The organism is Microbacterium sp. (assembly GCF_031178445.1).
Lineage (GTDB): Bacteria > Actinomycetota > Actinomycetes > Actinomycetales > Microbacteriaceae > Microbacterium.
This window is the reverse complement of record NZ_JAPSIY010000001.1, coordinates 471,903-496,878: the sequence shown is the minus strand read 5'-3', so window position 1 is coordinate 496,878 and position 24,976 is coordinate 471,903. Positions and strand designations below refer to the sequence as shown.

21 protein-coding genes are annotated in these 24,976 nt (G+C 70.7%); 12 read left to right on the top strand and 9 right to left on the bottom strand.

Features of this window, described 5'->3' with window-relative positions; translation table 11 throughout:
• Positions 1 to 63: 63 nt before the first annotated feature.
• A complete protein-coding gene (locus tag RIN43_RS02355) occupies positions 64 to 1,020 on the bottom strand; it encodes a carbohydrate ABC transporter permease (RefSeq protein ID WP_309127261.1) in 957 nt (318 codons plus the stop codon).
• Entirely contained in the window at positions 1,020 to 2,012 is a 993-nt protein-coding gene (locus RIN43_RS02350; RefSeq protein WP_309127260.1) for a sugar ABC transporter permease, read from the bottom strand. Before RIN43_RS02350 ends, RIN43_RS02355 begins: the two co-directional genes overlap by 1 nt.
• 259 nt (positions 2,013 to 2,271) lie before the next feature.
• On the opposite strand from RIN43_RS02350, the gene RIN43_RS02345 reads away from it, so the two are divergent.
• The gene (locus RIN43_RS02345; RefSeq protein ID WP_309127259.1) at positions 2,272 to 3,807 is read left to right on the top strand and encodes an FAD-dependent oxidoreductase; all 1,536 of its coding nucleotides are present in this window, start codon (positions 2,272 to 2,274) and stop codon (positions 3,805 to 3,807) included.
• Between the two features lie 8 nt (positions 3,808 to 3,815).
• Here the strand turns inward: RIN43_RS02345 and RIN43_RS02340 are convergent, their stop codons facing one another.
• Genes RIN43_RS02340 through RIN43_RS02325 form a run of 4 tightly spaced genes read right to left on the bottom strand, consistent with a single transcriptional unit; the run spans position 3,816 to position 6,452 of the window.
• Positions 3,816 to 4,412, bottom strand: coding sequence for a class II aldolase/adducin family protein (locus RIN43_RS02340; protein WP_309127258.1), 597 nt, complete (start codon positions 4,410 to 4,412; stop codon positions 3,816 to 3,818).
• A complete protein-coding gene (locus RIN43_RS02335) occupies positions 4,409 to 4,873 on the bottom strand; it encodes a nucleotide-binding domain containing protein (RefSeq protein WP_309127257.1) in 465 nt (154 codons plus the stop codon). Before RIN43_RS02335 ends, RIN43_RS02340 begins: the two co-directional genes overlap by 4 nt.
• Before the next feature lie 38 nt (positions 4,874 to 4,911).
• Positions 4,912 to 5,673, bottom strand: a complete 762-nt coding sequence (locus RIN43_RS02330; RefSeq protein WP_309127256.1) for a four-carbon acid sugar kinase family protein — start codon at positions 5,671 to 5,673, stop codon at positions 4,912 to 4,914.
• Entirely contained in the window at positions 5,670 to 6,452 is a 783-nt protein-coding gene (locus RIN43_RS02325) for a DeoR/GlpR family DNA-binding transcription regulator (RefSeq protein ID WP_309127255.1), read from the bottom strand. Before RIN43_RS02325 ends, RIN43_RS02330 begins: the two co-directional genes overlap by 4 nt.
• A 39-nt stretch (positions 6,453 to 6,491) precedes the next feature.
• Between RIN43_RS02325 and RIN43_RS02320 the strand changes: the two genes are divergently transcribed.
• From RIN43_RS02320 to RIN43_RS02310, 3 genes are read left to right on the top strand one after another with little or no spacing between them, the layout of a single operon-like run.
• A complete protein-coding gene (locus tag RIN43_RS02320; protein ID WP_309127254.1) occupies positions 6,492 to 7,919 on the top strand; it encodes an FGGY family carbohydrate kinase in 1,428 nt (475 codons plus the stop codon).
• Positions 7,916 to 8,821: a hypothetical protein gene (locus RIN43_RS02315; RefSeq protein WP_309127253.1), complete on the top strand. Its 906-nt coding sequence runs from the start codon at positions 7,916 to 7,918 to the stop codon at positions 8,819 to 8,821. The genes RIN43_RS02320 and RIN43_RS02315 overlap by 4 nt, the downstream gene beginning before the upstream one ends.
• On the top strand, positions 8,818 to 9,465 hold the full coding sequence (locus RIN43_RS02310; protein ID WP_309127252.1) for an aspartate/glutamate racemase family protein: 648 nt from the start codon (positions 8,818 to 8,820) through the stop codon (positions 9,463 to 9,465). The genes RIN43_RS02315 and RIN43_RS02310 overlap by 4 nt, the downstream gene beginning before the upstream one ends.
• An 8-nt stretch (positions 9,466 to 9,473) precedes the next feature.
• Here RIN43_RS02310 and RIN43_RS02305 read toward each other — a convergent pair whose 3' ends face one another.
• The gene (locus tag RIN43_RS02305) at positions 9,474 to 11,063 is read right to left on the bottom strand and encodes a beta-N-acetylglucosaminidase domain-containing protein (RefSeq protein WP_309127251.1); all 1,590 of its coding nucleotides are present in this window, start codon (positions 11,061 to 11,063) and stop codon (positions 9,474 to 9,476) included.
• A 29-nt stretch (positions 11,064 to 11,092) separates the two neighbouring features.
• On the opposite strand from RIN43_RS02305, the gene RIN43_RS02300 reads away from it, so the two are divergent.
• The 8 genes from RIN43_RS02300 to RIN43_RS02265 all read left to right on the top strand — a co-directional run bounded on the left by RIN43_RS02300 (position 11,093) and on the right by RIN43_RS02265 (position 22,775).
• Entirely contained in the window at positions 11,093 to 12,871 is a 1,779-nt protein-coding gene (locus RIN43_RS02300) for a hypothetical protein (RefSeq protein WP_309127250.1), read from the top strand.
• On the top strand, positions 12,868 to 14,742 hold the full coding sequence (locus RIN43_RS02295) for an MBL fold metallo-hydrolase (protein WP_309127249.1): 1,875 nt from the start codon (positions 12,868 to 12,870) through the stop codon (positions 14,740 to 14,742). The genes RIN43_RS02300 and RIN43_RS02295 overlap by 4 nt, the downstream gene beginning before the upstream one ends.
• The gene (locus tag RIN43_RS02290) at positions 14,739 to 15,767 is read left to right on the top strand and encodes a LacI family DNA-binding transcriptional regulator (RefSeq protein ID WP_309127248.1); all 1,029 of its coding nucleotides are present in this window, start codon (positions 14,739 to 14,741) and stop codon (positions 15,765 to 15,767) included. The genes RIN43_RS02295 and RIN43_RS02290 overlap by 4 nt, the downstream gene beginning before the upstream one ends.
• Positions 15,768 to 15,964: 197 nt before the next feature.
• Entirely contained in the window at positions 15,965 to 16,930 is a 966-nt protein-coding gene (locus RIN43_RS02285) for an ROK family protein (RefSeq protein ID WP_309127247.1), read from the top strand.
• Entirely contained in the window at positions 16,923 to 17,501 is a 579-nt protein-coding gene (locus tag RIN43_RS02280; RefSeq protein ID WP_309127246.1) for an SIS domain-containing protein, read from the top strand. The genes RIN43_RS02285 and RIN43_RS02280 overlap by 8 nt, the downstream gene beginning before the upstream one ends.
• Positions 17,498 to 20,089, top strand: a complete 2,592-nt coding sequence (locus RIN43_RS02275; RefSeq protein ID WP_309127245.1) for a glycoside hydrolase family 38 C-terminal domain-containing protein — start codon at positions 17,498 to 17,500, stop codon at positions 20,087 to 20,089. Before RIN43_RS02280 ends, RIN43_RS02275 begins: the two co-directional genes overlap by 4 nt.
• A complete protein-coding gene (locus RIN43_RS02270; protein ID WP_309127244.1) occupies positions 20,086 to 21,960 on the top strand; it encodes a hypothetical protein in 1,875 nt (624 codons plus the stop codon). Before RIN43_RS02275 ends, RIN43_RS02270 begins: the two co-directional genes overlap by 4 nt.
• A gap of 113 nt (positions 21,961 to 22,073) precedes the next feature.
• Entirely contained in the window at positions 22,074 to 22,775 is a 702-nt protein-coding gene (locus RIN43_RS02265; protein ID WP_309127243.1) for an alpha/beta hydrolase, read from the top strand.
• 62 nt (positions 22,776 to 22,837) lie between these two features.
• On the opposite strand, the gene RIN43_RS02260 is transcribed toward RIN43_RS02265, so the two are convergent.
• Positions 22,838 to 23,899, bottom strand: a complete 1,062-nt coding sequence (locus RIN43_RS02260; RefSeq protein WP_309127242.1) for a Gfo/Idh/MocA family oxidoreductase — start codon at positions 23,897 to 23,899, stop codon at positions 22,838 to 22,840.
• Positions 23,896 to 24,912, bottom strand: a complete 1,017-nt coding sequence (locus RIN43_RS02255; RefSeq protein WP_309127241.1) for a Gfo/Idh/MocA family oxidoreductase — start codon at positions 24,910 to 24,912, stop codon at positions 23,896 to 23,898. The genes RIN43_RS02260 and RIN43_RS02255 overlap by 4 nt, the downstream gene beginning before the upstream one ends.
• Positions 24,913 to 24,976 lie beyond the last annotated feature (64 nt).

Genomic DNA, 24,976 nt, shown 5'->3' with positions numbered 1-24,976 from the left:
AATGCCTTTGCCGCGGAATTTACTGCTTCGTGATGTTCATTTGTGGAATCGATCCCATGCGGGTCATCCCTTGCGGCCCTGCGTCGCGACACCCTCGATGAAATATCGCTGCCCGAAGGCGAAGAGGATGAGCATGGGCAGGGTGACGATGAGCGATGCCACCATGACGTACTGATAGTCGCCGTGGCCGCCGGCCGTCGGGCTGTACTTGGTCATGGCATACGCGATACCCAGCGGAGCGGTGAAGTCGTCGATCGATCCCGCGTTCAGGTAGATGAGCGCGGCGTACAGGTTGTTCCAGCTGGCCTGGAACTCGAACAGGAAGACGATCACGAACGACGGGATCGACAGCGGCATCGCGATCCGCCAGAACAGTCCCCAGTAGCTCGCGCCGTCCAGCCGAGCGGCTTCGAAGAGCTCCCGTGGCAGACCGAGGAAGAACTGCCGTTGCAGGAAGATGTAGAACGCGGAGCCGAAGAGGTTCATGCCCCACAGCGGCACCCACGTGCCGAGCAGCCCGGTCTCCTTCCAGATCAGATAGATCGGGATCATCGTCACGGCTCCTGGCAGCATCATCGTCGCCAGCACCAAACCGAACAGCAGACCGCGCCCGGGGAACTTGAAGTACGCGAATCCGAATGCGACGACCGAGCTCGAGACGGCGACTGCGGTCGCGGCGAGGACGGCGATCGCCACGCTGTTCCACAGCCAGCTCATCAGCGGCAGCTGGTTCCACACTTCGACGTAGTTCTCGAAGACGATCGTCTTCGGGAACAGCGCGTTGTCGAACACCTCGCCGCGCGGCTTGAGGCTCGCGGCGATGAGCCACACGAACGGGTAGAGGAAGAGCAGTCCGAACACGATCAGCACCAGCGTGAGCACGATGCGCGACGCGAAGCTGCGCGGCTGCGCGAGGTTGCGGCGCCAGCGAGACCTCTTCGGCACGGTGACGAGAACCGTCTCGAGCTCGCGGCTCTCGCGGTGGCGCGGACGGGGCGCGTGCTGCAGCGGTGCCGACATCAGCGGTCTCCCTCGTAGTAGACGAAGCGGTTGCCGAACTTCACCTGGATCACCGTGATGAGCATGATGATCACGAACAGCAGCCATGCCATGGCCGCCGCGAAGCCGAAGTTGAACTGGCGGAACGCCTGTTGGAACAGATAGATGGCGTAGAACAGCGACGCCTCTGGTGAGGAGTTGCTCTGATCTCGCCAGAACAGCAGGTACGCCTGGTCGAAGATCTGGAAGGCCGCGATCGAGAGCACGATGACGTTGAAGAACATCGCCCCCGAGATCATCGGCAGCGTGATCGAGAAGAACTTGCGCACCGCGCCCGCCCCGTCGAGCGAGGCGACCTCGTACAGTTCGACCGGCACGTTCTTGAGCGCCGCGAGGAAGATCACCATGGTGCCTGCGACCGTCCACAGCGTCATGATCACGATGCTGGGCTTGACCCAGGCCGGGTCGACCAGCCATTGCGGTCCCGCGATGCCGAACAGCCTCAGGAACTCGTTGATCACGCCTGTGTTGCCGTTGAGAAGCATGAAGAAGACCGCGGCGGTCGCAACGGCCGGTGTCATCTTCGGCAGGTAGTAGAGAGTGCGGAAGACGCCCGCCCCACGGCCGACGCGGTTCAGCAGCATCGCGAGGAAGAGCGCGAAGACGATCTCGAACGGCACGGCCATGACGACGTAGAACAGCGTGTTGCCCAATGAGACCATGACGCGCGGGTCCTCGAAGAGCCGCGCGTAGTTGTCTATACCGACCGGGCGGGCGGTGTTCGTCGCCAGGTTGTAGTTGCTGAACGAGATGTAGAGGCTGTAGATCATCGCCCCTGCGGTGAACACCAGGAATCCGATGATCCACGGGGTGATGAAGAGGTAGCCGGCGATCGCCTCGCGCTTGTTGTAGCGGTCCCGGACGGGCCGTGGGCCGCGGCGGAACCACCGGCGCGTCTGCGTGACCTCCTGCTGCGCAGGGGCGAGCGCCTCCGGCGTCGTCGTCACGCTCATGGCAGCATCTCGGTTCGCCAGGGGATCAGGCGGTTCGTGTGTCTCATCACGCAGCTCCCGTCGAAGTGTGGCATCGTTACCACATGGCTGTGACTATACGGGGCGACAGCACCCGGATGCAACCGCCCTCTCGCGGCGCACACATCGCGCCCCTGCCCCACGCGCAGAGCCTAGGACGGCATCCACGGTTGCGGGCGGGCCTTGCGCCCGCAGTGCGACGCGTGCAAGCCGGGCGGCGGACACCTACGGCGAGGATGCGATGATCTCGGTCGACGTCGCCGTGTACGGCGCGACCTCCGCCGGTGTCTGTGCGGCGCTGGCCGCCGCGCGGGCCGGTGCGCGCACGGCGCTCATCGAACCGGGCGGCCACGTCGGGGGCATGACCAGTGGCGGCCTCGGCTACACCGACGTCGGAGACGTACGGGCACTGGGGGGCATGGCCGCCGAGTTCCGCGCCGCCGTGGCCCGGCACTACGGCGTCGCCGTGGGGCACTTCGCGGGCCCTGAGCCGCACGTCGCCGAGCAGATCCTGCGCGGGCTTCTCGAGGATGCCGGCGTCGATGTGCTGCTGCACGCCGGACTCTGTTCGGTGGAGAAGCGGGGCGAGCGGATCGGCGCGATCGCGCTGTCGGACGGCACCAGGGTGGAGGCCGGGGTGTTCGTGGACGGCGGATACGAGGGCGACCTGCTCGCGGCCGCGGGGGTCACCTGCACCGTCGGGCGGGAACCGCGCACGCTGCACGGCGAGCTCTTCGCCGGCCGGCAGGAGATCGCACCGGGAAGGCATGCGACACCGCCATGGATCTCACCGTTCCGCGACGACCCGCGCGGGCTGGTGGCGGGTCGGCTGCTGCCGCAGATCAAGCCGGGCCCTATGGCCGACGTCGGCGAAGGCGACGGCGGGGTGATGTCGTACGGCTATCGGGTGTGCCTCTCGCAGGCGGCCGACCGCATCCCGTTCCGCCGCCGCGACGGGTACGACGACGAGCACTGGGAGCTCGGCCGCCGCATCTTCGCGGATGCGCAGCGGCGGGGAGACGTGCATCCCGCCGGCCGCTACATCGGACTCGAACCCAACCTTCCCGGCGGAAAGGCCGACGGCAACTCCCTCGGGCCGTTCTCTCTGAGCGTCCTCGACGGCAGCGCCTGGGAGTATCCGCTGGCCGACGCCGCCGGCCGCGAGCGGATCCGCCTGCATCATCTGCACCACGCCGAGGATCTCCTGTGGTTCCTGTCCAACGATCCCGGCGTCCCCGCGAGCATCCGCCACGGCATGCAGCGCTGGGGTCTGCCCGCCGACGAGTTCACCGACACCGGCCACCTGCCGCATCAGCTCTACGTACGCGAGGCGCGCCGCATGGTCGCCGACACAGTGCTCACGGAGCACGATCTGCGCGCGGGCCGCATCCCGCACGATGTGATCGCCCTCGGCTCGTACCATCTCGACATCCGCGAGGTGCAGCGCACCTGGCGCTGGGTTCACGAGCATCCCGACCCCATCGCGATGGTGGTCACGGAGGGGTACCTCTCGGTTCGCGTCCCCGTCTACGGCATCGGCTACGGTGCGCTGACCCCGCGACGCGACGAGTGTGTGAACGTGCTGGCCGCCGTCTGCGTCTCGGCATCACACGTCGCGTTCTCGTCGATCAGGATGGAGCCGCAGTACCAGATGCTCGGGCAGGCCGCCGGCACGGCCGCGGCGTCGGCTGCGAGACGGGACGCCGCGGTGCAGGACGTGGATGTGTCACAGCTGCAGGATCGTCTGCGCGACGCGGGTGCTGTGCTCTCGGTCTGAGGGGCCGGTCAGCCCCACGCCGTCGGGTCGAGAGTGCGCGCGCCGCGCCCGTGCAGCGTGAGCGTCAACTCGGCCGCCGCCTCGAGCTCTTCGCACAGATCGACTGCGCGCAGCGCGTCGGGCGCGCACACGACGCTGCCGTGGTTCGCGAGGAGCATGCAGGCACTGTGCCGCGCGCGCTCTCCGACGGCCGCGGCGAGCGCGTCGGAGCCCGGAGGGGCGTAACCGACGAGCGAGACACTGCCCAGCATCCGCATCCGGTAAGGCGTGTAGTGCGGCAGCGGGTCGTCGCCGTCTCCGACAGGCAGGCACGACACGGCGGTCGCCGCGTGCGAATGCAGGTGCGCGACCGCACCCGCCTCGGGCCGCGCACGGTAGGCGGCGACGTGCATCGCCCACTCCTTCGTCGGCGCGGGTCCTGAGACATGGATGCCGTCAGCGTCGAGCACTGCGAGATCGGCGGTCGTCACCCGGCGCAGCGACGATCCGGTCGGCGTGATGACGATGCGGTCGCCGTCACGGATGCTGACGTTGCCCGAGCTGCCCGGCGAGAGTCCAGCTGCGGCGAGCGCCCGGCAGGCGGCGACCAGTTCGTCCGCGCTCATTCCGGCTCCTTCCAGGCCGCGGCGAAGAAGTCGGCGTCGCCGAAGTTGCCCGACTTCAGGCACAGATCCAGAACGCGACCCGCGTCGTCGACGCCGGTGGTCCATGCGACGCCGGGTGCGGCGACGCGACGCACCCGAAGTGAGTTCACGCCGAGCGCCGCGACCACCGCGCCCGAGGACTCCCCTCCCGCTACCAGGATCCTGCGGACACCGTGACGCTCCACCGCCACGATCGCGATCCGGGAGAGGGCGGTCTCGACGACGTCGGCCGATCGCGCACGACCCCAGCGGCGCTGAACGCGCGCGACGTCGTCAGGGCCGGCTGTCGCCGTGATGAGCGGCACGGTGTCGGCCCCGGTCTCGGCTTCGAGGAACGCGAGCGCCTCCGAGGTGACCGTTTCGGCGTCGGTCATGAGCCTGTCGACGTCCAGCGCGAAACGCGCTCCGCGGTGCGCTGCCACCTGCTGACGGGTGCGCTCCGAGGCACTTCCCGACAGGATCAGGGCGCCCCCTGCGGGGCGGGATGCGGTGGCGCGGGGTGCGCGGGCGCGAGCGAGCGGGCGATGGCCGTGATCAGGCCGGCTGCTCCGCCCGCGAGCACGTCCGGGAAGACGGCGAGCGCCGCCGCCAGGGCGTCGAGGTCGTCATCCAGCACGGCGTCGACGAGCACGTGGCGCACGCCTTCTCTGCGCAGCGCGTCGACGGCCGCTACGATCGCGGCGCTGCCGGCGCGCACGTCCTCGATCGGGACGAGCCCCACCCGGTGCCGCGTCTGGCGCGCCAGCACGCGCACCAGATCGGGGTCGTGCATAGGCGTGAGCGGATGCCGCGCCAGCGAGGACTCCGACAGCAGCCGATCTCCGACGAACAGGTGCCCCCTGTGCATCGTGCGGCCGACCGGCGGGGTGGCAGGGGTGCCGACCGAGATCGCACCCTGCGGCATCCGGTCGAGCAGGGCATCGGCGACGGGACCGATGTTCCCGCCGTCGGTGGAGTCGAAAGTCGAACAGTACTTCTGATAGATCAGACCGGCTCCCCAGCCCCGCAGCACCTTCGCCGCCGAGACGCTCTCGGCCGCCGCAGCCGACGCAGGCGCCGTTCGCGACTTGAGCGCGACGACGACGCACTCGGCCCGCGGCCGGTCGTCGGCGTCGGGCACACCCAGTCGGATCTCGGACGACACCCCCATCGCACTGAGCCCGGCCGCCACATCGCAGGCGCCGGTGAGATCGTCGGCGATGATGCCGAGTGGCGTGCTCATCCTGCGACCCTCACCTCGACGCCCGCATCACGGAACGGCGCCAATGCGGCGGAACCGACGCGCGCATCGGTGATGAGCACGTCGATCGCTTCGATGCCCATGATGCGCACGGGGGCGGATGCGCCGAGCTTCCCGGCATCGGCGAGCAGCACGACGCGCGTCGACTGCTCGGCCAGCACGCGCTTTATGGCGGCGTCGAGGGCGTTGGCACCCCAGAGCCCGTCGACGCCGACGGCGGTCGCCGACAGCAGTGCGAGATCACAGCGCACGCCGCGCAGGAGCTGCTCGGTCAGAGGGCCGGCGAAGCTGCGGGTATCTGGCTGGTAATGCCCGCCCGCCGCTATGAGCCGCGGCGAGGCGGAACGGGCCAGCTCGTCGATGACGGGCTGGGAGTGCGTCACGATCGTCGCCTCCGGCAGCAGAGGAAGGGTCGCAGCGACCGTGGTGCCCGCGTCGAGGGCGATGGTGCGTGCGGTCGACGCCTCCTCGGCAGCGAGTTCGGCGATCGCGCGCTTCTGTGCGGCGCCGACGGCGCTGCGATTCTCGAACGGCGCTCCGGTGGATGCGGTGGTCGCGCCGCCGGCCACCCTGCGCACCAGTCCCCGCTCCTCGAGCATCCGCAGATCGCGGCGCACCGTCATCTCCGATACGCCCAGCCGCGCCGCGGCGACGGCAGAGGAGACATAGCCCTCGGTCTCGACCTGGCGCTCGAGCTGCGCGCGGCGCTCGGGTGCATCCGTGTACCGCATGGCCACTCCCAGATGTCGAATTTCGGACACACTTGCACTTTCTGTTCAAAATGTAACAAACTTGGCGGCGTGACGCTCGTCCTCGGTCTGGACATCGGAAGCACGTCGACGAAGGCCGCCCTCGTCGACGTGACCGACGGCGTGCGCGTCGTGCACGTCGAGCGCCGCCCGACATCGTCCGATCCGCACCAACTGCTCGCCGGCGCAGCCGAGGTGACGCGCTCCTGCGGCGCGCGGGCCGGGTCGCCGATCGCCGCGATCGGCGTCGCCTCCATGGCCGAGAGCGGCACCGCCCTCGCCGCCTACGGCACACCGCTGACCGGGATGCTGCGATGGGATCGCGCCGTCGACCGTGCGCACCTCGATCACCTGCTCACTCTGCGCCCTGGGCTGCCCGCTCGGACCGGAGTTCCCGCCACCACCAAACCCGCCGCCGTCGCGCTCATCGCGCTGGCGACCGCGCAGCCCGAAGCGCTCCGCGCTCTGCGCCACTGGTCGGGCGCCGCCGACCTGATCGGGCACGCTCTCACCGGCGTGCGGGCAGTGGACCACACGCTCGCGGCGCGCACCATGCTGGCCGGTGCCGACGGCGACCGGTGGGACGAAGGGCTCCTGACGGATCTCGGCATCCCGCTGCACGTGCTCCCGGCGTTGCGGGCGCCCGGCCGGCGAGTCGGGTTCACGACCGGCGCCGCCGCGACCTTCGGGCTGCGTCCCGGCATCCCCCTGCACATCGCCGGACACGATCACGCGGTCGGCGCGTGGGCTGCCGGCGCCCGTGTGCCCGGCGACGCGGCCGACTCGCTCGGCACCGCCGAGGCCGTGGTCAGGGTGGCAGCCGATGTCGATCGTGCGGGGGCGGTGGCGGCGGGATTTGCGGTGTCGCGCACCGTCGACGGCGCCGCCGTCACGGTGCTCGGCGGCAGCCGCTCGTGTGGTGCGCTGCTGGCGCTCTGGGAATCGCGGCATCCCGGCACCATCGCGCTGCTCTCGGAACAGGATCCCGCCGACTGGAGCACCAGCCCGGTGACGGTGCTGCCCTATCCGGCCGGCCGCCAGTGCCCTCGCCCCGATGCCGACGCCGAACTGCAGGTGCTCGGAGTCGGAGAGGACGACGCTCTCGCCCGGGGACTGCTGCAGTCGCTCGTCTCGCACGCTCGCTGGATGCGCGAGACCGCCGACGAGCTCGCCGGAGGGCCGTGCACGTCGCTGGTGCTGCTCGGCTCCCTGGCCCACCGCATCCCGGCGTGGCCGGCGCTGACCGCAGCGACCGGGCTCCCCGTCCGGCTCGTGGCCCACGACGAACCGGTCGCCGCCGGTGCCGCGCTGCTCGCCGCAGTGCGCGAGCACGTCGCGTCGCCGGATGCGACCCTCCCCTCCAGCGCCGTAGCGCCCTCCGCCGCACCCGGCCTCGACGAGGCGCACGACCGGTTCCTCGCCGCCGTGCACGATCAGCTCTCAACCCGCACGGCACGCACACCTCAAGGAGAACGATGACAACGCTCGACGCCCTCGCCCGACCGACCGGCGCCTTCGCCATGGTCGCCATGGACCAGCGGGAGAGCCTGCGGCACATGTTCGATCAGGCCGGTCACGGCAGGCCGGCCGACGAGGTGCTCATCGACTTCAAGGTCGCCGTCGCCGAGACGCTGGGACCCCACGCCTCCGCGTTCCTGGCCGACCGGACGTACGGCTTCGACGAGGTGCGCGCCGCTCTTGCCGAGCCGACCGGCCTCATCCTCGCCGTCGACGCCCTCGACCAGGTCGACGGCGGCCCCGTCGGGGACACCGACATCGACGATGAGGCGCTGTCAGGCATCCCCGATCAGGTCGACGCACTGAAACTGCTGCTGATCTGGCGTCGCGACACTCGCCGCGAGGAGCGCGTCCGCCTGGCGGCCCGGTTCATCGAGGAGGCCCGCAGCCGCGGGGTGCTCTCGGTGCTCGAACCGGTCGTGCGCGCCGCGCCGGGCGAGCAGGGCTTCGATGCGGACGCCGCGATCCGCGAGGCGGCACGCGAGCTGTCGGCGCTTCGGCCCGACCTGTACAAGGCGCAGGTACCGCTCGCCGGTTCCGGCGACGAGAAGGACCAGCGTCTTGCGAGCGCGGCGCTGAACGAGTGCATGCTCGGGCCGTGGGTCGTGTTGTCGCAGGGGGTCGAGCGCGAGCGGTTCGCCGATGCGGTGCGCGCGGCGTGCATCGAGGGCGCCAGCGGCTTCCTGGCGGGACGGGCGCTGTGGAGCGACGTGGTCGGCGAGAAGGATCTGCGCGGCGAGTTGCGCCGCCGATCTGTCGACCGGCTGAAGGCCCTCGGCGACATCGTCGACGAGCACGCACGACCGTGGCGTGAATCGGCATCCGGCCCTGGCTACGCCGGTGGCGACGGAGGATCGGCATGACTCTGCGCGTCGGTGTGCTGCACACCGTGCCCGCACTGGTCCCGGTGTTCGATCAGCTCCTGCTCGCCCGCCGCGGCGACCTCGATATCGTGCACACCGCCGACGCCTCACTGCTCTCGCGCGTCGTCGCGGGCGGCGTGACAGACGATGTGCGCTCCACACTGCATGGCCACCTCGCTGGTCTGCGCGATGCGGGTGCCGCCGCCGTGCTGGTCACCTGCTCGTCCATCGGCGAGGCTGCCGTCGAGGCGGCCGAGGCGGCGGGAGTGCCGCTCACGCGCGTCGATGCGGCGATGGCGGAGGCTGCTGTGCAGCGTGCGGGCGCCGGTGCGGGCAGGATCCTCGTGCTCGCGACGCTCGAGGCGACGCTCGGACCGACGACGAGGCTGGTCGAAGCCCGTGCACGGCGCTCCGGGCTCGATATCGACATCTCCTCGCTGGTCGTCGCAGGCGCCGCCGCCGCCAGAGCAGCCGGGGATCAGGCACGTCATGACGCGCTCATCGCCGACGCCGTCGCACAGGCAGGCGATACCGACGCCATCGTGCTGGCGCAGGCCTCGATGGCCGCCGGGGCCGGCGACGATCCCCGCGCGATGACGTCGCCCGAGACCGGCGCCGACGCGTTCGTCTCCGCCCTGCGCTGAACGGGCGGTCAGCCGGGGCCGGCCTCGCCGGCGCGGTCTGCGAGCCCCGCGACGGCGCGCGCGAAGCGGGGGACGACGTCGACGGCGACCTTGGCCTTGTGCTCCTCGGCTCTCGCCAGTGCAGCCTCGACCGAGGCGACAGCGGCGCCTTGGCGCCCCTGCTGCACATCCAGAGCCGCGAGACCCGCCGAGCCCATGTCGGCCGCCGCGCGCAGCCACGGCGCGAGCGAGCGAGCCGGTTCCTGATCGGTCGCGACATCGCCGAGACCCTGCAGGCGCTCCAGCCGGACGCGCAGGTCACCCGCGGCATCGGCGGATCCGGCGAGCGCCTCATCGGCCAGCCGTCCCAGCTCTGCGTCCATCGGCGCGGAGGGCGGCCACGATGACAGCGCCTGCACCAGTGGGCCGATCTGCGGTGCCAGGTCGCCGCCGATGATCCGGAGCGCGGCCCGGGCGGCGCGTGCCGGTTCGTAGCCCTGCGGGTTCCACGCCCAGTCGGCGAAGGCGGCGATGCCGAACCCGCCGGGAGCGTACTCGACCATCGGGTTCGACCACGCCCCGCGCAGGGCGGAGCCCTCCACGTCAGAGGTGCGCCCCTGCAGGGGCCCGAGGAACGCCCTGCCGCGGTCGAAGTCGTTCACGGGGAAGTTGTCCCACAGCAGCAGCCGGTCACCGAACACCTCCGCCGCCGCGTCGATGTCGTCTCTGCTGACCTCCCCCACCACGATGTCGCGTCCGGTCCACCACACCAGCGCTTCGTCGGGCAGTCCCGCGGCGAAGGCGGAGCGATAGTCCGAGTCGGCGACGCCGGCGTAGTCCATCGGCACCACGAGCAGGTCGGATGCCGCTCGCAGGCCGGCGAGAGCCTGGCCGAACCGGCGCACGGTCAGCGCATGCGCCTCGCCGAGTGCGCGTCCGTCCTCCCCGAACCGCTCCCTGTCCTTGTCGTGCACCGGCTTCGGCGGCACGTCGTCGAACAGCAGCGCGACGTCGGGCACACCGGCGTCGAGCAGCTGGCGGGCCTTCGAGGCGAGCAGTCGGTGCTCGGCGTCATCCGAGAACACCATCGACCCCGCCGGGTGCAGCGCGACCACCACATCGACACCGTGCCTCGCCCCCTCGCCGGCGAGTTCGGCGAGCAGCGCGAGCTCATCGTCGGGGTACGGCTCGCGCCAGCGGACGCGATGGTACGGGTCGTCCTTGGGTGCGTAGACGTAGGAGTTGAGTTTCAGGCGCCCCGCCAGCCGCAGCGCCGCCATTCGCTCGTCATGCGACCACGGCTCACCGTAGAACCCCTCGATGATGCCGCGCCTGGCGAGCGCCGGGCGGTCGTCGACGGTGACGTCCGGCACCGAGCCGCCGTGCACGGCGGCGAGTTCCTCGAGAGTCGTCCGCGCGTACCGGAACCCTCTGTCGTCCGAGGCGTGCGTCTCGGCACGTCCGTCGCGGACGTCGAGGCGATAGGCCTCCGCCGGTACGTCCGCATCGCGTATCTCGGCGAGGGCGCCGAGCACTTCGACGAGCGGATGCCGTCCCAAGCGGATGTCGATGCTGCGCGGACGGGGGAGCATGGGGAAGGCGGTGTCGTCTTCGAGCACGTGGGAACGTTATCACATACAATGACCGCATGAGCGCCACGCCCTCACTGACCTCAGGACCGCATCGGAGCACCATCGAGGCGGCGAGCTACTCACTGTCGTGGAAGACCGGAAGCACGGGCCTGGCGCGCTCTCCCTACTTCGAGCTGTCCGACACCGAAGGCGCCCGCTGGATGCGGCTGTGCGCGCTCTCCAGCATCCACACGCGGCAGAACCGCGACGAGAGCATGCGCCACACCGAACCCGAGGTGCGCAACGAAGACGATGCGATCGTGGTGACAGTGCGCACCGAATCCACGGCCTGGCGCGAGCGGACGCTCGAACTGCGCTGCACCTCCGACACCATCGAGATCGTGCTCGAGGCCGAAGGCGTTGGCGACATCACCGATGTCACCCTGCTCGGCGGGGACGGCGTGCTGACCACCGGCGCCGCGGGCACGTTCCGTTCGGGCTTCGACGCGCACTCGCTGTACGTGCCGAGCCCCACTGAGCCGGTCGCTTTCGTGCGGCCCGTCTGGTCGGCCGCCTCGCTGGGCGTGGTCGGCGACGCCGATCCCGGGCGGCTCAACGGCATCTTCTCCCCTCCCCCTCTCGCTCTCGCGTTCGGCCGGGCACCGGTCACCGACCCCCTCACGCCGGGGGAAGGACCGTGGCTCGCTGCCTGGTTGCGCGGACCGGTGGAGACGCTGCGTTTCACCACGATGCGCTACGACCCCGTGGACGACGGCGCCCTCGTGCGACTCGCCCATGAGGGGCACACGGCGGTCGACGGGCGCTGGCGATCACCCGCACTGGTACTGCGTCCGACGGCCTCACCTGCGGCGGCGCTGGCGGAGTACCGCGACGACCTGGTCCGCACCGGTTGCGCACCGTCTCCCACCAAGACGGTCAGGCCGTGGTGGCTCGAACCGATCTTCTGCGGGTGGGGCGCACAGGTCGCGCGAGGAGGGGCGCCCGCACCGGACCTCTGCAGGCAGGAGATCTACGACGAGTTCCTCACGAGGCTGGCGGAGGTGTCGCTCGACCCCGGGACGATCGTGATCGACGATCGCTGGCAGGCCGAGTACGGCACGGCGGAACCCGATGCCGACGCCTGGCCCGACATGGGCGGGTGGATCGCCGACCGGCATGCCGAGGGGCGCCGGGTGCTGCTGTGGTGGAAGGCATGGGATCCGGCGGGGCTGCCGCCCAGCGAGTGCATCACGGATGCCGCCGGACGCCCTGTCGCCGCCGATCCCGGGAGCCGCGCCTATCTCTCCCGGCTCGACCGGATGGTCGAACGCCTGCTCTCGGCCGACGGCCTGAACGCCGACGGCTTCAAGGTCGACTTCACCCAGCGCACCCCCAGCGGCGCTGCCCTCCGCTCCGCGCCCGACAGCGACGGCGTCTGGGGGATAGCCGCCGTGCACCGTCTGGTCGCTCGTCTGCACGCCGCGGCGACGCGCATCAAGCCCGACGCGCTCGTGATCACCCACACCGTGCATCCGTCGTTCGGCGACATCGCCGACATGATCCGCACGAACGACGTGCTCGAGCACGACCGCGACGGGCGGCCCGTGCCGGTCGCCGCTCAGCTGAAGGCCAGGCACGAGATCATCGCGGCGGTGCTGCCCGAGCATCCGGTCGACACCGACCAATGGCCGATGCCGAACCGCGACGAGTGGCTCGACTACGCGCGTACGCAGGCGAAACTGGGCGTGCCGGCGCTGTACTACCTCGAGCAGATGCGCCACGAGGAGCCGATCGACGTCGAGCATCTCGCCGAGATCGCACGCACCTGGGACGAGTACCGCGCAGGTCGGGCATGACCGCCATCGAGGTCGCGCGCGGCGTGTGGCGTATCGCCGACACCTGCCACGTCTACCTGCTCGTCGATCCCGATGCGCCGGAGGGCGAGCGTGATGCGGTGGCCGTCGACTTCGGATCGGGCCTCGCACTGCAGCACCTCGAACGCCTCGGCATCCGCCGCATCGCAGACGTGGTGATGACGCATCATCACCGCGACCAGGCTCAGGGTCTGCCGCTGGCCGTCGCGCACGGCGCCCGCATCCACGTGCCGCCCGTGGAGCGCGAACTGTTCGACCGGGTCGAGGAGATGTGGACCGGACGGCAGCTCGACAACGACTACAACCTGCGGCAGGACCGCTTCTCACTGCTCTCGTCCGTGCCGGTGCACGCGACCGTTCCCGAGTATCGCGAGCTCACACTCGCGGGCGTGCGCCTGCGGGTGCTGCCGACCCCCGGACACACGATCGGCTCGGTGTCGTACCTGCTCGAACGCGACGGCGAGCTGCTCGCGTTCTCGGGCGACCTGATCTACGCGCCGGGCAAGGTCTGGTCACTCGCGGCGACCCAGTGGTCGTACACGCAGAACGAGGGCCCGGCGATGACGGTGCTGAGCGCACGGATGCTGGCGCGCGAGGGCGTCACCAGGTTGGCGCCGTCGCACGGAGACGTCATGGACGACGCGCAGGGCGCCCTGGAGTCGCTCGCCGCGATCATGCAGGAGTACGTGGACTCGCGCCGCTCGTATCCGTGGGATCTTCTGGCCAGGCTCGACGATCCGTTCCTGGCGCTCACCCCGCACCTGCTGCTCAATCGCACGTCGATGTCGTGCTCTTACGTCCTGCTCTCCGAGACCGGCGAGGCGCTCGTCATCGACTACGGCTACGACATGACCACGGGCCTGGTTCCGGGGCAGGAACGCGCGGCCAGGAGGCCGTGGCTCGCGTCGCTGCCGGCGCTGCGTCGCGACCACGCGGTGACGCGCATCTCGGTGGCACTGCCCACGCACTACCACGACGACCACATCGCCGGCATGCCGCTGCTGCGCGACGTCGAGGGCACAGAGATCTGGATACCGGAGAACGTCGCGCCGACGATGGCCGACCCCTGGCGCGAGGATCTCCCCTGCCAGTGGTACGACCCGATCGTCGCGGACCGCGTGCTGCCGCTCGAGGAGCCCTTCACCTGGAACGAGTACACGCTCACCGCGCACGCGCAGCCCGGCCACACCCTCTACGCCGTGGCCTACTCGCTCGAGGTCGACGGCACGAAGGTGGTCTTCACCGGCGATCAGCAGGAGGGCCTGGGCGGCAGGGAAGGCCGGCGCGACATCATGAACTACCAGTACCGGAACCTGTTCCGGCTGGGCGACTACGCGCAGAGCGCAGCCCTGTACCGGCGCATCGCGCCCGGCCTGATGGCCAGCGGGCACTGGGAGCCGCGCTGGGTCGACGAGGACTACCTCGACCACCTCACCGAGTCGGCCAGACTGGTGGACGACCTGCACGAGCGGCTGCTGCCGCTCGACGATCTGGTGATCGGGCCCGACGGCCAGACGGCGCGTCTGCTCCCGTACCGCCGCCGCGCTGTCGTCGACGAGGAGCTCGACTACGTGGTGCGCGTGCGCAACCCGCTGCCCTCGCCCGCCACTGTGCGGCTCGCGCCGGTCTTGCCGATAGGCTGGCGCTCGTCCCGGCGCGAGGTCGTCATCGACCTCGACGTCAGAGAGGAGACCTCCGTGCAGCTGACCGTCACCCCCGCGTCCGCCGGTCGCCGGCAGCGCATCGCGGTCGACGTCACGATGGGTGAGGTGCGCTTCGGTCAGCACGCCGAGGCACTCGTCGATGTGCACGAGATCGAAGACTCCCCGCTCACGGCGGAGCGACGCGCATGAGCGATCAGCGTCGCCCACCGGTGGCACGACCCACGATCCGCGAAGTCGCCGAAGCGGCCGGGGTGTCGCGCTCCACGGCTTCGCGGGCGCTCTCGGGCAACGGGTACGCGGCGCCCGAGGTGCGCGACCGCGTGCGTGCGGTCGCGAAAGAGATCGGCTACGTCGTCGACGCGACCGCCCGCAGCCTCAAGCAGCGCACCAGCCGGTCGGTCGGCGTGCTCGTGTCCGACCTGCGCAACGTCTTCTACGCCGAACTCGCATCCGGCATCGGCGAGGAGGCCAAGAAGCACGGCCGCACGCTGGTGCTGGTCGATCTGCACGGCGACGGCGAGGGGGAGCTCGACGCGGCGGAGGCGCTGGTCGCCTCGCGCGTCTCCGGCGTGATCGCCACTCCCGTGTCCGGTCAGCTCAGCGAGTATCTGAGCCGCATCGGCGTGCCGCTGATCGAGGTCGACCGGCGCTTCGACGCCGAGGGCACGGATGCCGTGGTGGTCGACAACCGCGCGGCCGCCCGCGACACGACCGAACGGCTGCTGTCGGCCGGGCACCGCCGCATCGCGCTGCTGATCGACGAGACCGAATGGACCACCGGTGAGGAGCGTCAGCGCGGCTATCTCGACGCCCTGGCCGCCCGCAAGGTGCGCTACGACGACTCGCTGATCGTACAGGCCGGCTGGGATGCCGAAGAGGCGACCGCCGCTGCGCGCCGCATCCTCTCCCTGCCCGACCGGCCCACCGCCGTGTTCGCGGCGAACAACGTGCTCACCGAGGGCACGTGGCGCGCGGCCGCGGAACTCGGCCTGCGCATCCCCGAAGATGTCAGCGTGGTCGGCTTCGACGACGCCCCGTGGATGAGCATGGTGCGACCCGGGGTATCCTCCCGCGTGCAGGATGCCGGCTCCCTCGGCGCCACCGCACTTCGCGCGCTTCTCGAGCGCATCGACATGCCGGATGCGCCGGTGCGCACCATGGTGCTGCCGACCCGGTTCCTCGACCGCGGGTCGATCGCGGCCCCGCCAGCCTGACCGACGCCGCCGCGATTTCCGGGGAGGCGGCCCCACCGGGGTACCCGCGCGGCCGACAGCCACGCTGCGCGGCTGGCCGCACGGTTGACGTCCGCCGCCCCTTGCCACGAGCGCACCTCTTGTCACGGGCGATTGCGTTGCTATGATGTGGGAACGATGTCACATGTGCACGCCGAGCGTGCAGGCCGGAGGAGAGAATGGCAACGCAGCAGCCCGTGCTCGCGCTGGACATCGGCGGCACGAAGCTCGCCGTCGCGGTCGTGACGTCCGACGGACGAAGCCACGGCCTGCTCACCGAGCCCACCGACAAGCACCGCGGCCCCGATGCCGTCATCGCGCACCTCTTCGACATGGGCCGGCGCAGCATCCGCACGGCCGGGCTCGGCGAGCCGACGGCGGTCGGCATCAGCTGCGGCGGGCCTCTCGACGCGGATGCCGGGGTGCTCACCAATCCGCTGCACCTGCCGGGCTGGATCGACGTGCCGATCGTGGCCATGGCGAGCGAGGCGTTCGGCGTGCCCGCCGTCGTCGAGAACGACGCGACCGCCGCCGTGCTGGGCGAGCACCGCTTCGGCGCCGCGCGCGGTGCCGGCATCGCGCTGTACCTCACGCTCTCCACCGGCGTCGGAGGCGGATCGGTGATCGACGGCAGGCTGCACCGGGGAGCGGCCGGCAACGGCGGCGAGTTCGGTCATCTCACCGTGCGCCCGGGAGGGCGGCTCTGCGAATGCGGCCGCCGCGGATGCCTCGAGGCGTACGCCTCCGGCACCAACATCGCCGCGCGGGCGAACGAGCTGATCGCCGCCGGCGACCAGCCCTCCGTGCTGCGCGATCTGCCGGAGGTGCGGGCCGAGCATGTCTCGCGCGCGGCATCCGACGGCGACCCGCTGGCGACACAGGTGTGGCACGAGACGACCGCTCTGCTCGGCCAGGCCGTGACCGACCTCGTCAACGTCTTCGAACCGCACGTGGTCATCCTCGGCGGAGGCGTCACCCGCTCCGGCGCCATGCTGCTCGACCCCGTGCGCGAGATCGTGCGCACGACCGCCATGCCGCCCGCGGCACGCGCCCAGGTCTCGCTCGCCGGTCTCGGCGACGAGGTGTGCGTGATCGGTGCCGGCGCTCTCGCCCTCGACCTGGCCAAGGAGGCCCCGCTTGTCTGATCTGCTCACCGCCCAACTCGAGGCGCACATCCGCACCGCCGAAGAAGCGACCGGGCTGCTCGACGACGTGCGCGCCGTCGGCGGCGTGCTCATCGACGCCTTCGAGCGCGGCGGCACGCTGTACACCTTCGGAAACGGCGGCAGTGCGGCCGACGCCCAGCACTTCACGGGCGAGCTCATCGGCCATTACCGGCGCGATCGCAGGCCGCTGCCCGCCGTCACGCTCACCACCGATGCGACGGTGTCGACCTGCATCGCCAACGACTACTCCTTCGAGGACGTCTTCTCGCGCCAGGTCGAGGCGCTCGCACGCCCCGGCGACGTGGTGGCGGCGTTCACCACCTCCGGCCGTTCGGCGAACATCGTGCGAGGTCTGACCGCCGCACGCGCCAACGGTGCCACGACGCTCCTGTTCGCCGGAGGCGACGGCGGTGCCTCCCTGGCGCTCGCCGATCACGTGCTTCTCGCCCCGAGCAGCGAGACGCCGCGCATCCAAGAGCTCCACACCTTCCTTCTGCACGCTCTGTCCGAGATGCTGGACGCCTGGGCCGCAGGAGAGGACCTGCCGTGAGTCGCGACGACCGCGCACCCGTCTCGAACGCGCCGTCCGGCGCGCAGCCGGCCGACATGACCCCTGCTCCGCGGCCGGCGGCGACGCCCGATCGCACTCTGCACATGATCGGCAACGCTCACCTGGATCCGGTGTGGCTGTGGCCGTGGCAGGAGGGGTACCAGGAGGCGCGCGCCACGTTCGCCAGCGCCCTGGACCGCATGGACGAGTACCCCGACTTCATCTTCACCTGCGACCAGATCGTGCTGCTGTCGTGGGTCGAGGAGCAGGACCCGGAGCTGTTCGCGCGCATCGCCGAGCGCGTCGAGGAAGGCCGCTGGGTGAACGTCGGCGGGTGGTGGGTCGAACCGGACTGCAATATGCCGATGGGCGAGTCCTTCGCGCGTCAGGGCCTGTACGGGCAGCGCTATCTGCAGTCGCGCTTCGGCCGCATCGCCTCCGTCGGGATGAACGTCGACCCGTTCGGGCACAGCGCGAGCCTGCCGCAGATACTGCGCGGGCACCGGATGGACTCCTATTGCTTCCTGCGCCCCGGACCCCACGAGGGGGATCTCGACGAGACCCTGTTCCACTGGGAGTCGGCCGACGGGTCCAGGGTGCTCGCGTACCGCATCCCGTTCGAGTACTGCAGCCCGCCAGGCGACGTGGCAGGGCAGACCGAGAAGTCGCTCGGCCAGCTCGACCGCTCACTCGGCGAGATGATGGTGTTCTACGGCGTCGGCAACCACGGCGGCGGACCCACGAAGGCCAACATCGATTCGATCCACCGGTACGACCGGATGGGCACTTTCGGGAGGATGACGATGTCGTCGCCGCGCGCCTACTTCGACGAGATGCTCGCGAGGGGGGACGCGTTCCTCGGCGGGCTCACCACGCGTCGTGACGACCTTCAGCACCACGCACCCGGATGCTACTCCGCCCACTCCGGCATCAAGGCGTGGCAGCGGCGGGCCCAGCATGCCGTGCTGTCGGCAGAGCGCTGGGCGGCGGTCGAAGTGGCCATGGGGGCCGAGACCTACCCCCGCGATGACCTGGAGCGCGCTTGGAAGCAGGTGCTGTTCAACCAGTTCCACGACATCCTCCCGGGCTCGGCCATCGAACCGTCATACGACGACGCGCGCGATCAACTCGGCGAGGCGATCGCCATCTCCAAGCGCATCATCACCGCCGCGCACAACCGCATCGCCCGTCGCATCGACATCCCGATGGACGAGGCGACGCAGCCGGTGGTCGTGTTCAATCCGCATCCGTGGCCCGTCGCAGTCGACGTCGACATGCAGTACGGGGCACAGCCGCACGGCGTGCGCGTGGTCGACCACACCGGTGCGCCGGTGCTGTCTCAGGCCACCCAGTCGACTGCGACGACCGGCGACCGCAGCCGCGGCGCTGTCACCTTCCGCGCCGACGTCCCCGCGCTCGGGTACGCGCTCTACCGTCTGCTGCCCGGTCCCGCGCTGCCTGCGCGGTCGTCGCTGGCGGTGTCCGACGACGGCACGGTGATCGAGAACGAGCACCTGCGTCTCGAGCTTGATCCCGCCACCGGCGATCTCGTCTCGCTGCTCGACAAGTCCACCGGCATCGATCCGCTGCAGGGCACGCGTGGCTCGGCGCGCACGGCGATCTGCGATGATCCGACCGACACCTGGGGCCATCGTGTGATCTCCTACGCGTGGCCGGGGGCGGCGATGACACTCGACCGCATCGTGGTGCGCGAGCGCGGCCCGCTGCGCTCGCGGGTTCGGGTGGAGCGTTCGTGGGGAGGCAGCACGCTGGTGGAGGAGTATCTGCTCGCCCACGACGCCAGTGCCGTACGAGTCGACGTCGCGCTCGACTGGCGCGAGAAGGCGCACCTGCTCAAGCTGCGCTTCCCGGTGGGCCTCGACGACCCTCGGGCGACCTACGAGATCCCGTATGGCACGATCGAGCGACCGGTCGACGGCGCCGAGGAACCGGCGCAGTCCTGGGTCGACCTGACCGGCGAACTGGACGGCAGACCGGCCGGGCTCACCGTCGTCTGCACCTCGAAGCACGGCTGGGACGTCTCTCCGGCCGGCGATGCACACGACGACGCGCCGAGCATCGGGATCACCGCGGTGCGCAGCCCGGTGTATTCCTGGCACGACCCGCGACTGCTCGATCCCGATGGCGTGTACTCCTTTCAGGATCAGGGCGTGCAGCGGTTCGGCCTGGAGCTCATCCCGCACGGCGGCGACTGGCGCCGTGCGCAGCCGACCCGGCGGGCGGCCGTGCTGGGCGCGCCGGTGCGCGCACAGCAGGAGTCGTTCCACACCGGTGATCTGGCGCCGCAGCACAGCTTCGTCGACGACGGCGACGGGCAGGTCATGGTCACGGCGGTGAAGGGCAGCGAGGATGCTCCCGAGAGCGGTCCGGCCGATCTCATCCTCCGCGCCGTCGAGACCCATGGACGCGAGGGGTCGGCACGGATCGCGATTCCCGTCGCCGGCCGCACGCTGGAAGCCGATTTCCGCCCGCATCAGGTGCGCACGTTCCGGGTTCCGCTCGATCCGCAGGAAGAGATCGTCGAGGTGGATCTGCTCGAGTGGCCTCTGGACGGCGGCCCGGTGTGACGGACGCCGACGCAGTCGGGCTGCGGCCGCAGCTGCGTCCGACGGCCGAAGTGCTCGACGCCGATCCGACCGGCTTCGCCATCGACATCCGCGACGACGGTACAGGCGGGCATCTCGTGCGCGTGCGCTTCGACGGACCGGCCCCCGTGGATGCCGCCGTGCGGGTGTCGATCACCCTGCCGGGCGCATCCGACCCGTGGTGGATGATCCCGGGCCTGTTCTACGGCGAGAACCGGCCGGCCCAGAACGATCGGCTCTTCCCGCGCTTCCAGGCCGCCGTGGATGCCGATGGCCCGCACGACCCGTTCGTGAGCGACGAGTGGCACTTCCGCTCCGATCGGGCCGCCTCCCCGGCCGTCATGGTCTGGCCGGGCGCCGGTCGCCACGGTGCGGCACTGTCGACGGCACCCGAGACCGCTCTCGGCCTGACGGGTCTCGGCTTCGCGCTGCACGGCGAGCAGGCGGTGCTGTCCGCCACTTTCCCGGCACGCGAGCACCCCGTCACCTACTACGGCGACGCCGAGCCACGACGCGCCCAGGTGCTGAGGCACCGCTTCGCTCCGGGCGAGACGGTCGAGCTGCCGGTGCGGGTGATCGAGCTGCTGCCGGACCGCCACGACTACGCACGAGTGCTGCGCGAGCTCCATGCGGAGCACTCTGCCGCGGCACCGCTGCGACCCTGGGTCGACGTGTCCACGGCGGCGACACTGGCGGCGGAGGGACTGCTGCGCTGGCACTACGACCCCGATCCCGGCGTGCTGCTCGAGACAGCCGGCTTCGATCGAGAGGTGTCCGGTCAGGATGGACGGCCGGTCGATCGTCAGGCCATGCATGTCGGCTGGGTCTCAGGCATCCCGTGGGCCTACGCCATGCTGCGTCATGCTGCGCGCACCGACGACGAGAACCTGCGGGCAGCGGCACACCGGGTGATCGATTTCTGCACCGCCGAGCTGTCTCCCAGCGGCACGCTCTGGGGCGTCTGGTATAGGAACAGAGGCTGGACGCAGAGCTGGACGCATCATCGCCGCGGTCTGCACAGTCGAACGCTCGGCGAAGCGACCCAGTTCCTGGTGCGCGCTGTCGATCTCACCGGCGATCAGGCCTGGCGCGAGATCGCCATCTCGAACCTCGACGCCGTCGTCGCCAGGCAGCGCGATGACGGCGCGCTGGGCAGCATCCACCACGCCGAGACCGGCGAGGTGCTCTCCTGGCGGGGAACCGCCGGCCTGGCCTGGGTGGGCGCCCTCGCCGAGGCCGCCCAATGGGATCCGCGCTACCTCGCCGCCGCCGAGCGCGCCGGCGAGTGCTACGCCGCCGCGGTGCTCGACGAGAACCTGCACGGCGCCCCCGAGGACGTCGACCTGGCGCCGAGCAGCGAAGACGGCTACGTCGCCGTCATGGCGTACATGGCCCTGTACCGCGCCACCCGGGACGATGTCTGGCTCGGCCTCGCCGGGCGCGCCGCCGACTTCGCCCTGAGCTTCCGCTACTGCTACGACGTCTCGTTCCCACCCTCATCCATGCTCGGCGTCTACGACTTCGGCACCCGAGGCGCAGACCAGGCATCGCCGTCGAACCAGCATCTGCATGCATACGGGCTCGTGATGACTCGCGAGATGCTGCAGCTCGCCGAGGCGACCGGCGATGCGCACTACCGCGAGCGGGCGGTCGAGGCGCTCGCCTGCTTCCGTCAGTTCGTCTCCCGATTCGACGGTGACTTCAACGCGTACCGGGGCATGGTCACCGAGCGGTACTACCAGACGGAGTGCTTCCAGCCGAAGGGGATGCTGCTCACCCTCTCGCATGCCTGGAGCGCCGGCGTCCTCCTGCTGGGCTGCGAGGACGCGATCGCCGCCGGCATCCGCGACTGAGGCGCCGCAGCGCACCCGCGTCCTTCCGGCGAACTGCACAGGACTGCAGAACTGGCAAGCCCCTCGTCTGCTGCCGCCGCCCGCGCAGAGGATGGCAGCCCTGAGGAGGTGCGATGGACGTCATTCTGGTGCCGGGGCTGTGGTTGGACGGTTCGTCCTGGCAGACGGTGGCGTCGAAGCTGCGCGCAGCGGGCCACGTGCCGCATCCGCTCACACTTCGCGGGCTGACCGAGCGCGCGTCCGACCGTACGGGTCTCATGCTGGCCGACCACGTGGCGCACATCGCCAGGACGATCGATCAGATGGGCGGCGCCGTGGCACTCGTCGGCCATGCTGAGGCTTGCGGACTTGTGCACGCAGCGGTCAACCGGCGACCCGATCGCGTCGCTCGCGCTTTCCACGTCGGAGGGTTCCCCAGTGCCGACGGCACGCACGTGCTCAGCGGATTCCGTGCCGACCCGCACGGCGCCCCGGCAGAACCTGCCGAGGGTGAGAAGCAGGACGATGCACTCGCCGCGCTGCGTGGGCGCCGACGCGCGGCGGGGCTGCGTGGCATCGACACCCCGCAGCATCTGACGGACGAGCGCCGGTTCGAGGTTCCGGCCACGGTCGTCGCCACTCAGTTCCACTCCGACGACGTCAGGCGCTGGATCGACGCAGACATCGATCCGGCCCGCGAACTGCGCCGCATCCGCGACGTCACACTGGTCGACCTGCCATCGGGGCGGTGGCCGCAGATCGAACAGGGCGAAGCGCTGGCGCAGCTGCTCCTGGACGCGCTGCCCCTGCCGCAGCTGCCCGCGGCAACGGCCTGACCGCGCGACGCGGGGCGTCACGAGCCCCACATCCGTGCTGTGCGCGGCGTGCGGGATGCGGCTCAGCCGACGGGCAGCGAATCCGGGACGGCCTCCCGGACGTCGGTGACCGCGACGCGCCCGACGTCGACGATCCGGCCGGAACGCTCCGACTCGTACGCGGCCAGGATGACGCCCAGCACGTCGATCCCCTCCTCGTGCGTCTGGATCGGCCTGGTCCCGCGGCGGATGCTCTCGGCGAAGTGGGCGATCTCGGCGGCGAACTCGTGCACGGGCTCGAACGTCACGCTCACGGGCTCCTCGCCGCGGATGCGGGAGACGAGGGTCGTGCCGTCGGAGCTGAGCGAGCCCTTCTCGCCGACGAGCGAGAACTTCTCGGTGCCGACCGCCGGCTGGTAGGCCCAGCTGGTGGTCACGTGACCGACCACGCCGTTGTCGTAGCGCACCAGCACCTGCGCCGAGTCCTCGCCCTCCATGAAGTCCAGCCGGTGCCGTGACAGCATGGCCGTCACCGAAACCGGCGTTCCGCCGGCGAGGTACTGCAGCAGATACAGGGGGTGGTAGCCGGTGTCGATCAGCTCTCCGCCTCCCGCGGTCGCCGCGACCGCACGCCAGCCCATGCTCTCGGGAGTGAAGTCGTTGTAGAAGCTGTCGGTGGTGCGCACCTCGTACACCCGGCCGAGCACACCGCTCTCGATCATCTCTCTGGCTGCGGCCACCGCCGGCTGGAAGAGCTGGTTGTGCGCGCACATCACGGTGATCCCGCTGCGGCGCACCGCGGCGTCGATGGCAGCGGCCTCCTCCTGTGTGAGGCACAGGGGCTTCTCGCACAGCACGTGCAGCCCGGCGTCGGCCGCGGCGATCACGGCCTCGGCGTGCAGGTGGTGGGGCAGGCAGATGTCCACGGCGTCCAACCCACCGGCTGCGATCATGTCGCGGTAGTCGTCGTAGATGCGCACCCCGGGGTCATCGCCACGACGCTTCTCGGCGTTCTCGCGCACGGGATCGGCGATGGCGGCGAAGACCACCGATTCGGGGTTGAGACGGTATCCGGCCACGTGCGCTCCGGCGATGCCGCCCGCTCCGATGAGGCCGATGCGCACCGGCTGAGTCTGCGAGGTCATGGCGTTCCTTCCTGGTCGATGGGCACCGCCGCCCCCTCGGCGGCGGCGAGGTTCGCCGCGACGACGAATCTGGTCAGATCGAGGGCCGCCTGCAGGTTGGCGGAGGTGTCTGCGTTGTGAGCCTCTCCGCGGATGGCAGACACCCAGAGGTCGAACGGCGACGGCGCGGCCGGCTCCAGCGGCACCGGTGTCCAGTCCGTACCGAACCGCCCGCCCTTGGCGATCAGCTCGTCGCGGCCGAAGCCGTGCAACAGCGAGCCCTCGGTGCCGCGCACCTCGACGGCGAACGCGCCAGGCGTCGTCGTGAAGCTCGCCTCGGCGACGCCGACCGCGCCGTTCTCGTAGCGGGCGGTGACGACGGCGTTGTCCTCGACGGCGCGTCCGGTGATGTGACCGTAAGCCGCGGTGATCGCTTCGGGAGTGGCCCCCAGCATGCGCTGTACGAGGTAGGCGGGGTGGCAGCCGAGGTCGGCGAACGCTCCGCCGATGGCCGCAGCCGGGTCGGCGAACCGCTCGGGAAGCCAGCCTCCGAGCCAGCCGTCGTGCGCCATCCGCACACGCACGTAGGTCAGCTCGCCGAGGGCGCCGTCGTCGACCAGCCGCGCGATGGTGGTCATAAGCGGCTCCGACAGCCGCGGCAGCGACACGACGAGCGGTGTGGCATGAACCCGTGAGGCTTCGATCAGCGCCTCGCACTCCGCGACGGTGGGCGCGAGGAGCTTCTCGGTGAACACCGGCATGCCTGCCGCGAGTGCGCGGCCGATGACCTCGGTGTGCTCGTTCGTCGCCGTCGTGACCGTGATGGCCTCGACGTCGGGATGGGCGAGCAGGGCGTCGAGGTCATCGGCGGCAGGGACGCCCAGCCGGTCGGCGCCGTCCCGGCGGCGGGCCGGGTCGGGGTCCCAGGCGGCGGCGACCCTGGTGCCGGGATGCTCGGTGGCGTCGCGGGCGTAGTCGTCGGCGTGCACGTGCCAGAATCCGGCCACTCCGACGCCGATGGGCTGCTGTGTCACGCGGGCACTCCTTCGTGCGTTGACCTTGCGTGGATTGTGGCAACGTTACCACAGGCGTCCAGGC

Excerpts from the sequence above, each read along its gene's own strand:
- RIN43_RS02295 (WP_309127249.1), top strand. The coding sequence starts at position 12,868 with ATGACCGCCATCGAGGTCGCGCGCGGCGTGTGGCGTATCGCCGACACC.
- RIN43_RS02290 (WP_309127248.1), top strand. The coding sequence starts at position 14,739 with ATGAGCGATCAGCGTCGCCCACCGGTGGCACGACCCACGATCCGCGAA.
- RIN43_RS02310 (WP_309127252.1), top strand. The coding sequence starts at position 8,818 with ATGACTCTGCGCGTCGGTGTGCTGCACACCGTGCCCGCACTGGTCCCG.
- RIN43_RS02265 (WP_309127243.1), top strand. The coding sequence starts at position 22,074 with ATGGACGTCATTCTGGTGCCGGGGCTGTGGTTGGACGGTTCGTCCTGG.
- RIN43_RS02345 (WP_309127259.1), top strand. The coding sequence starts at position 2,272 with ATGATCTCGGTCGACGTCGCCGTGTACGGCGCGACCTCCGCCGGTGTC.
- RIN43_RS02300 (WP_309127250.1), top strand. The coding sequence starts at position 11,093 with ATGAGCGCCACGCCCTCACTGACCTCAGGACCGCATCGGAGCACCATC.
- RIN43_RS02355 (WP_309127261.1), bottom strand. The coding sequence starts at position 1,020 with ATGTCGGCACCGCTGCAGCACGCGCCCCGTCCGCGCCACCGCGAGAGC.
- RIN43_RS02340 (WP_309127258.1), bottom strand. The coding sequence starts at position 4,412 with ATGAGCGCGGACGAACTGGTCGCCGCCTGCCGGGCGCTCGCCGCAGCT.
- RIN43_RS02285 (WP_309127247.1), top strand. The coding sequence starts at position 15,965 with ATGGCAACGCAGCAGCCCGTGCTCGCGCTGGACATCGGCGGCACGAAG.
- RIN43_RS02350 (WP_309127260.1), bottom strand. The coding sequence starts at position 2,012 with ATGAGCGTGACGACGACGCCGGAGGCGCTCGCCCCTGCGCAGCAGGAG.
- RIN43_RS02330 (WP_309127256.1), bottom strand. The coding sequence starts at position 5,673 with ATGAGCACGCCACTCGGCATCATCGCCGACGATCTCACCGGCGCCTGC.
- RIN43_RS02315 (WP_309127253.1), top strand. The coding sequence starts at position 7,916 with ATGACAACGCTCGACGCCCTCGCCCGACCGACCGGCGCCTTCGCCATG.
- RIN43_RS02260 (WP_309127242.1), bottom strand. The coding sequence starts at position 23,899 with ATGACCTCGCAGACTCAGCCGGTGCGCATCGGCCTCATCGGAGCGGGC.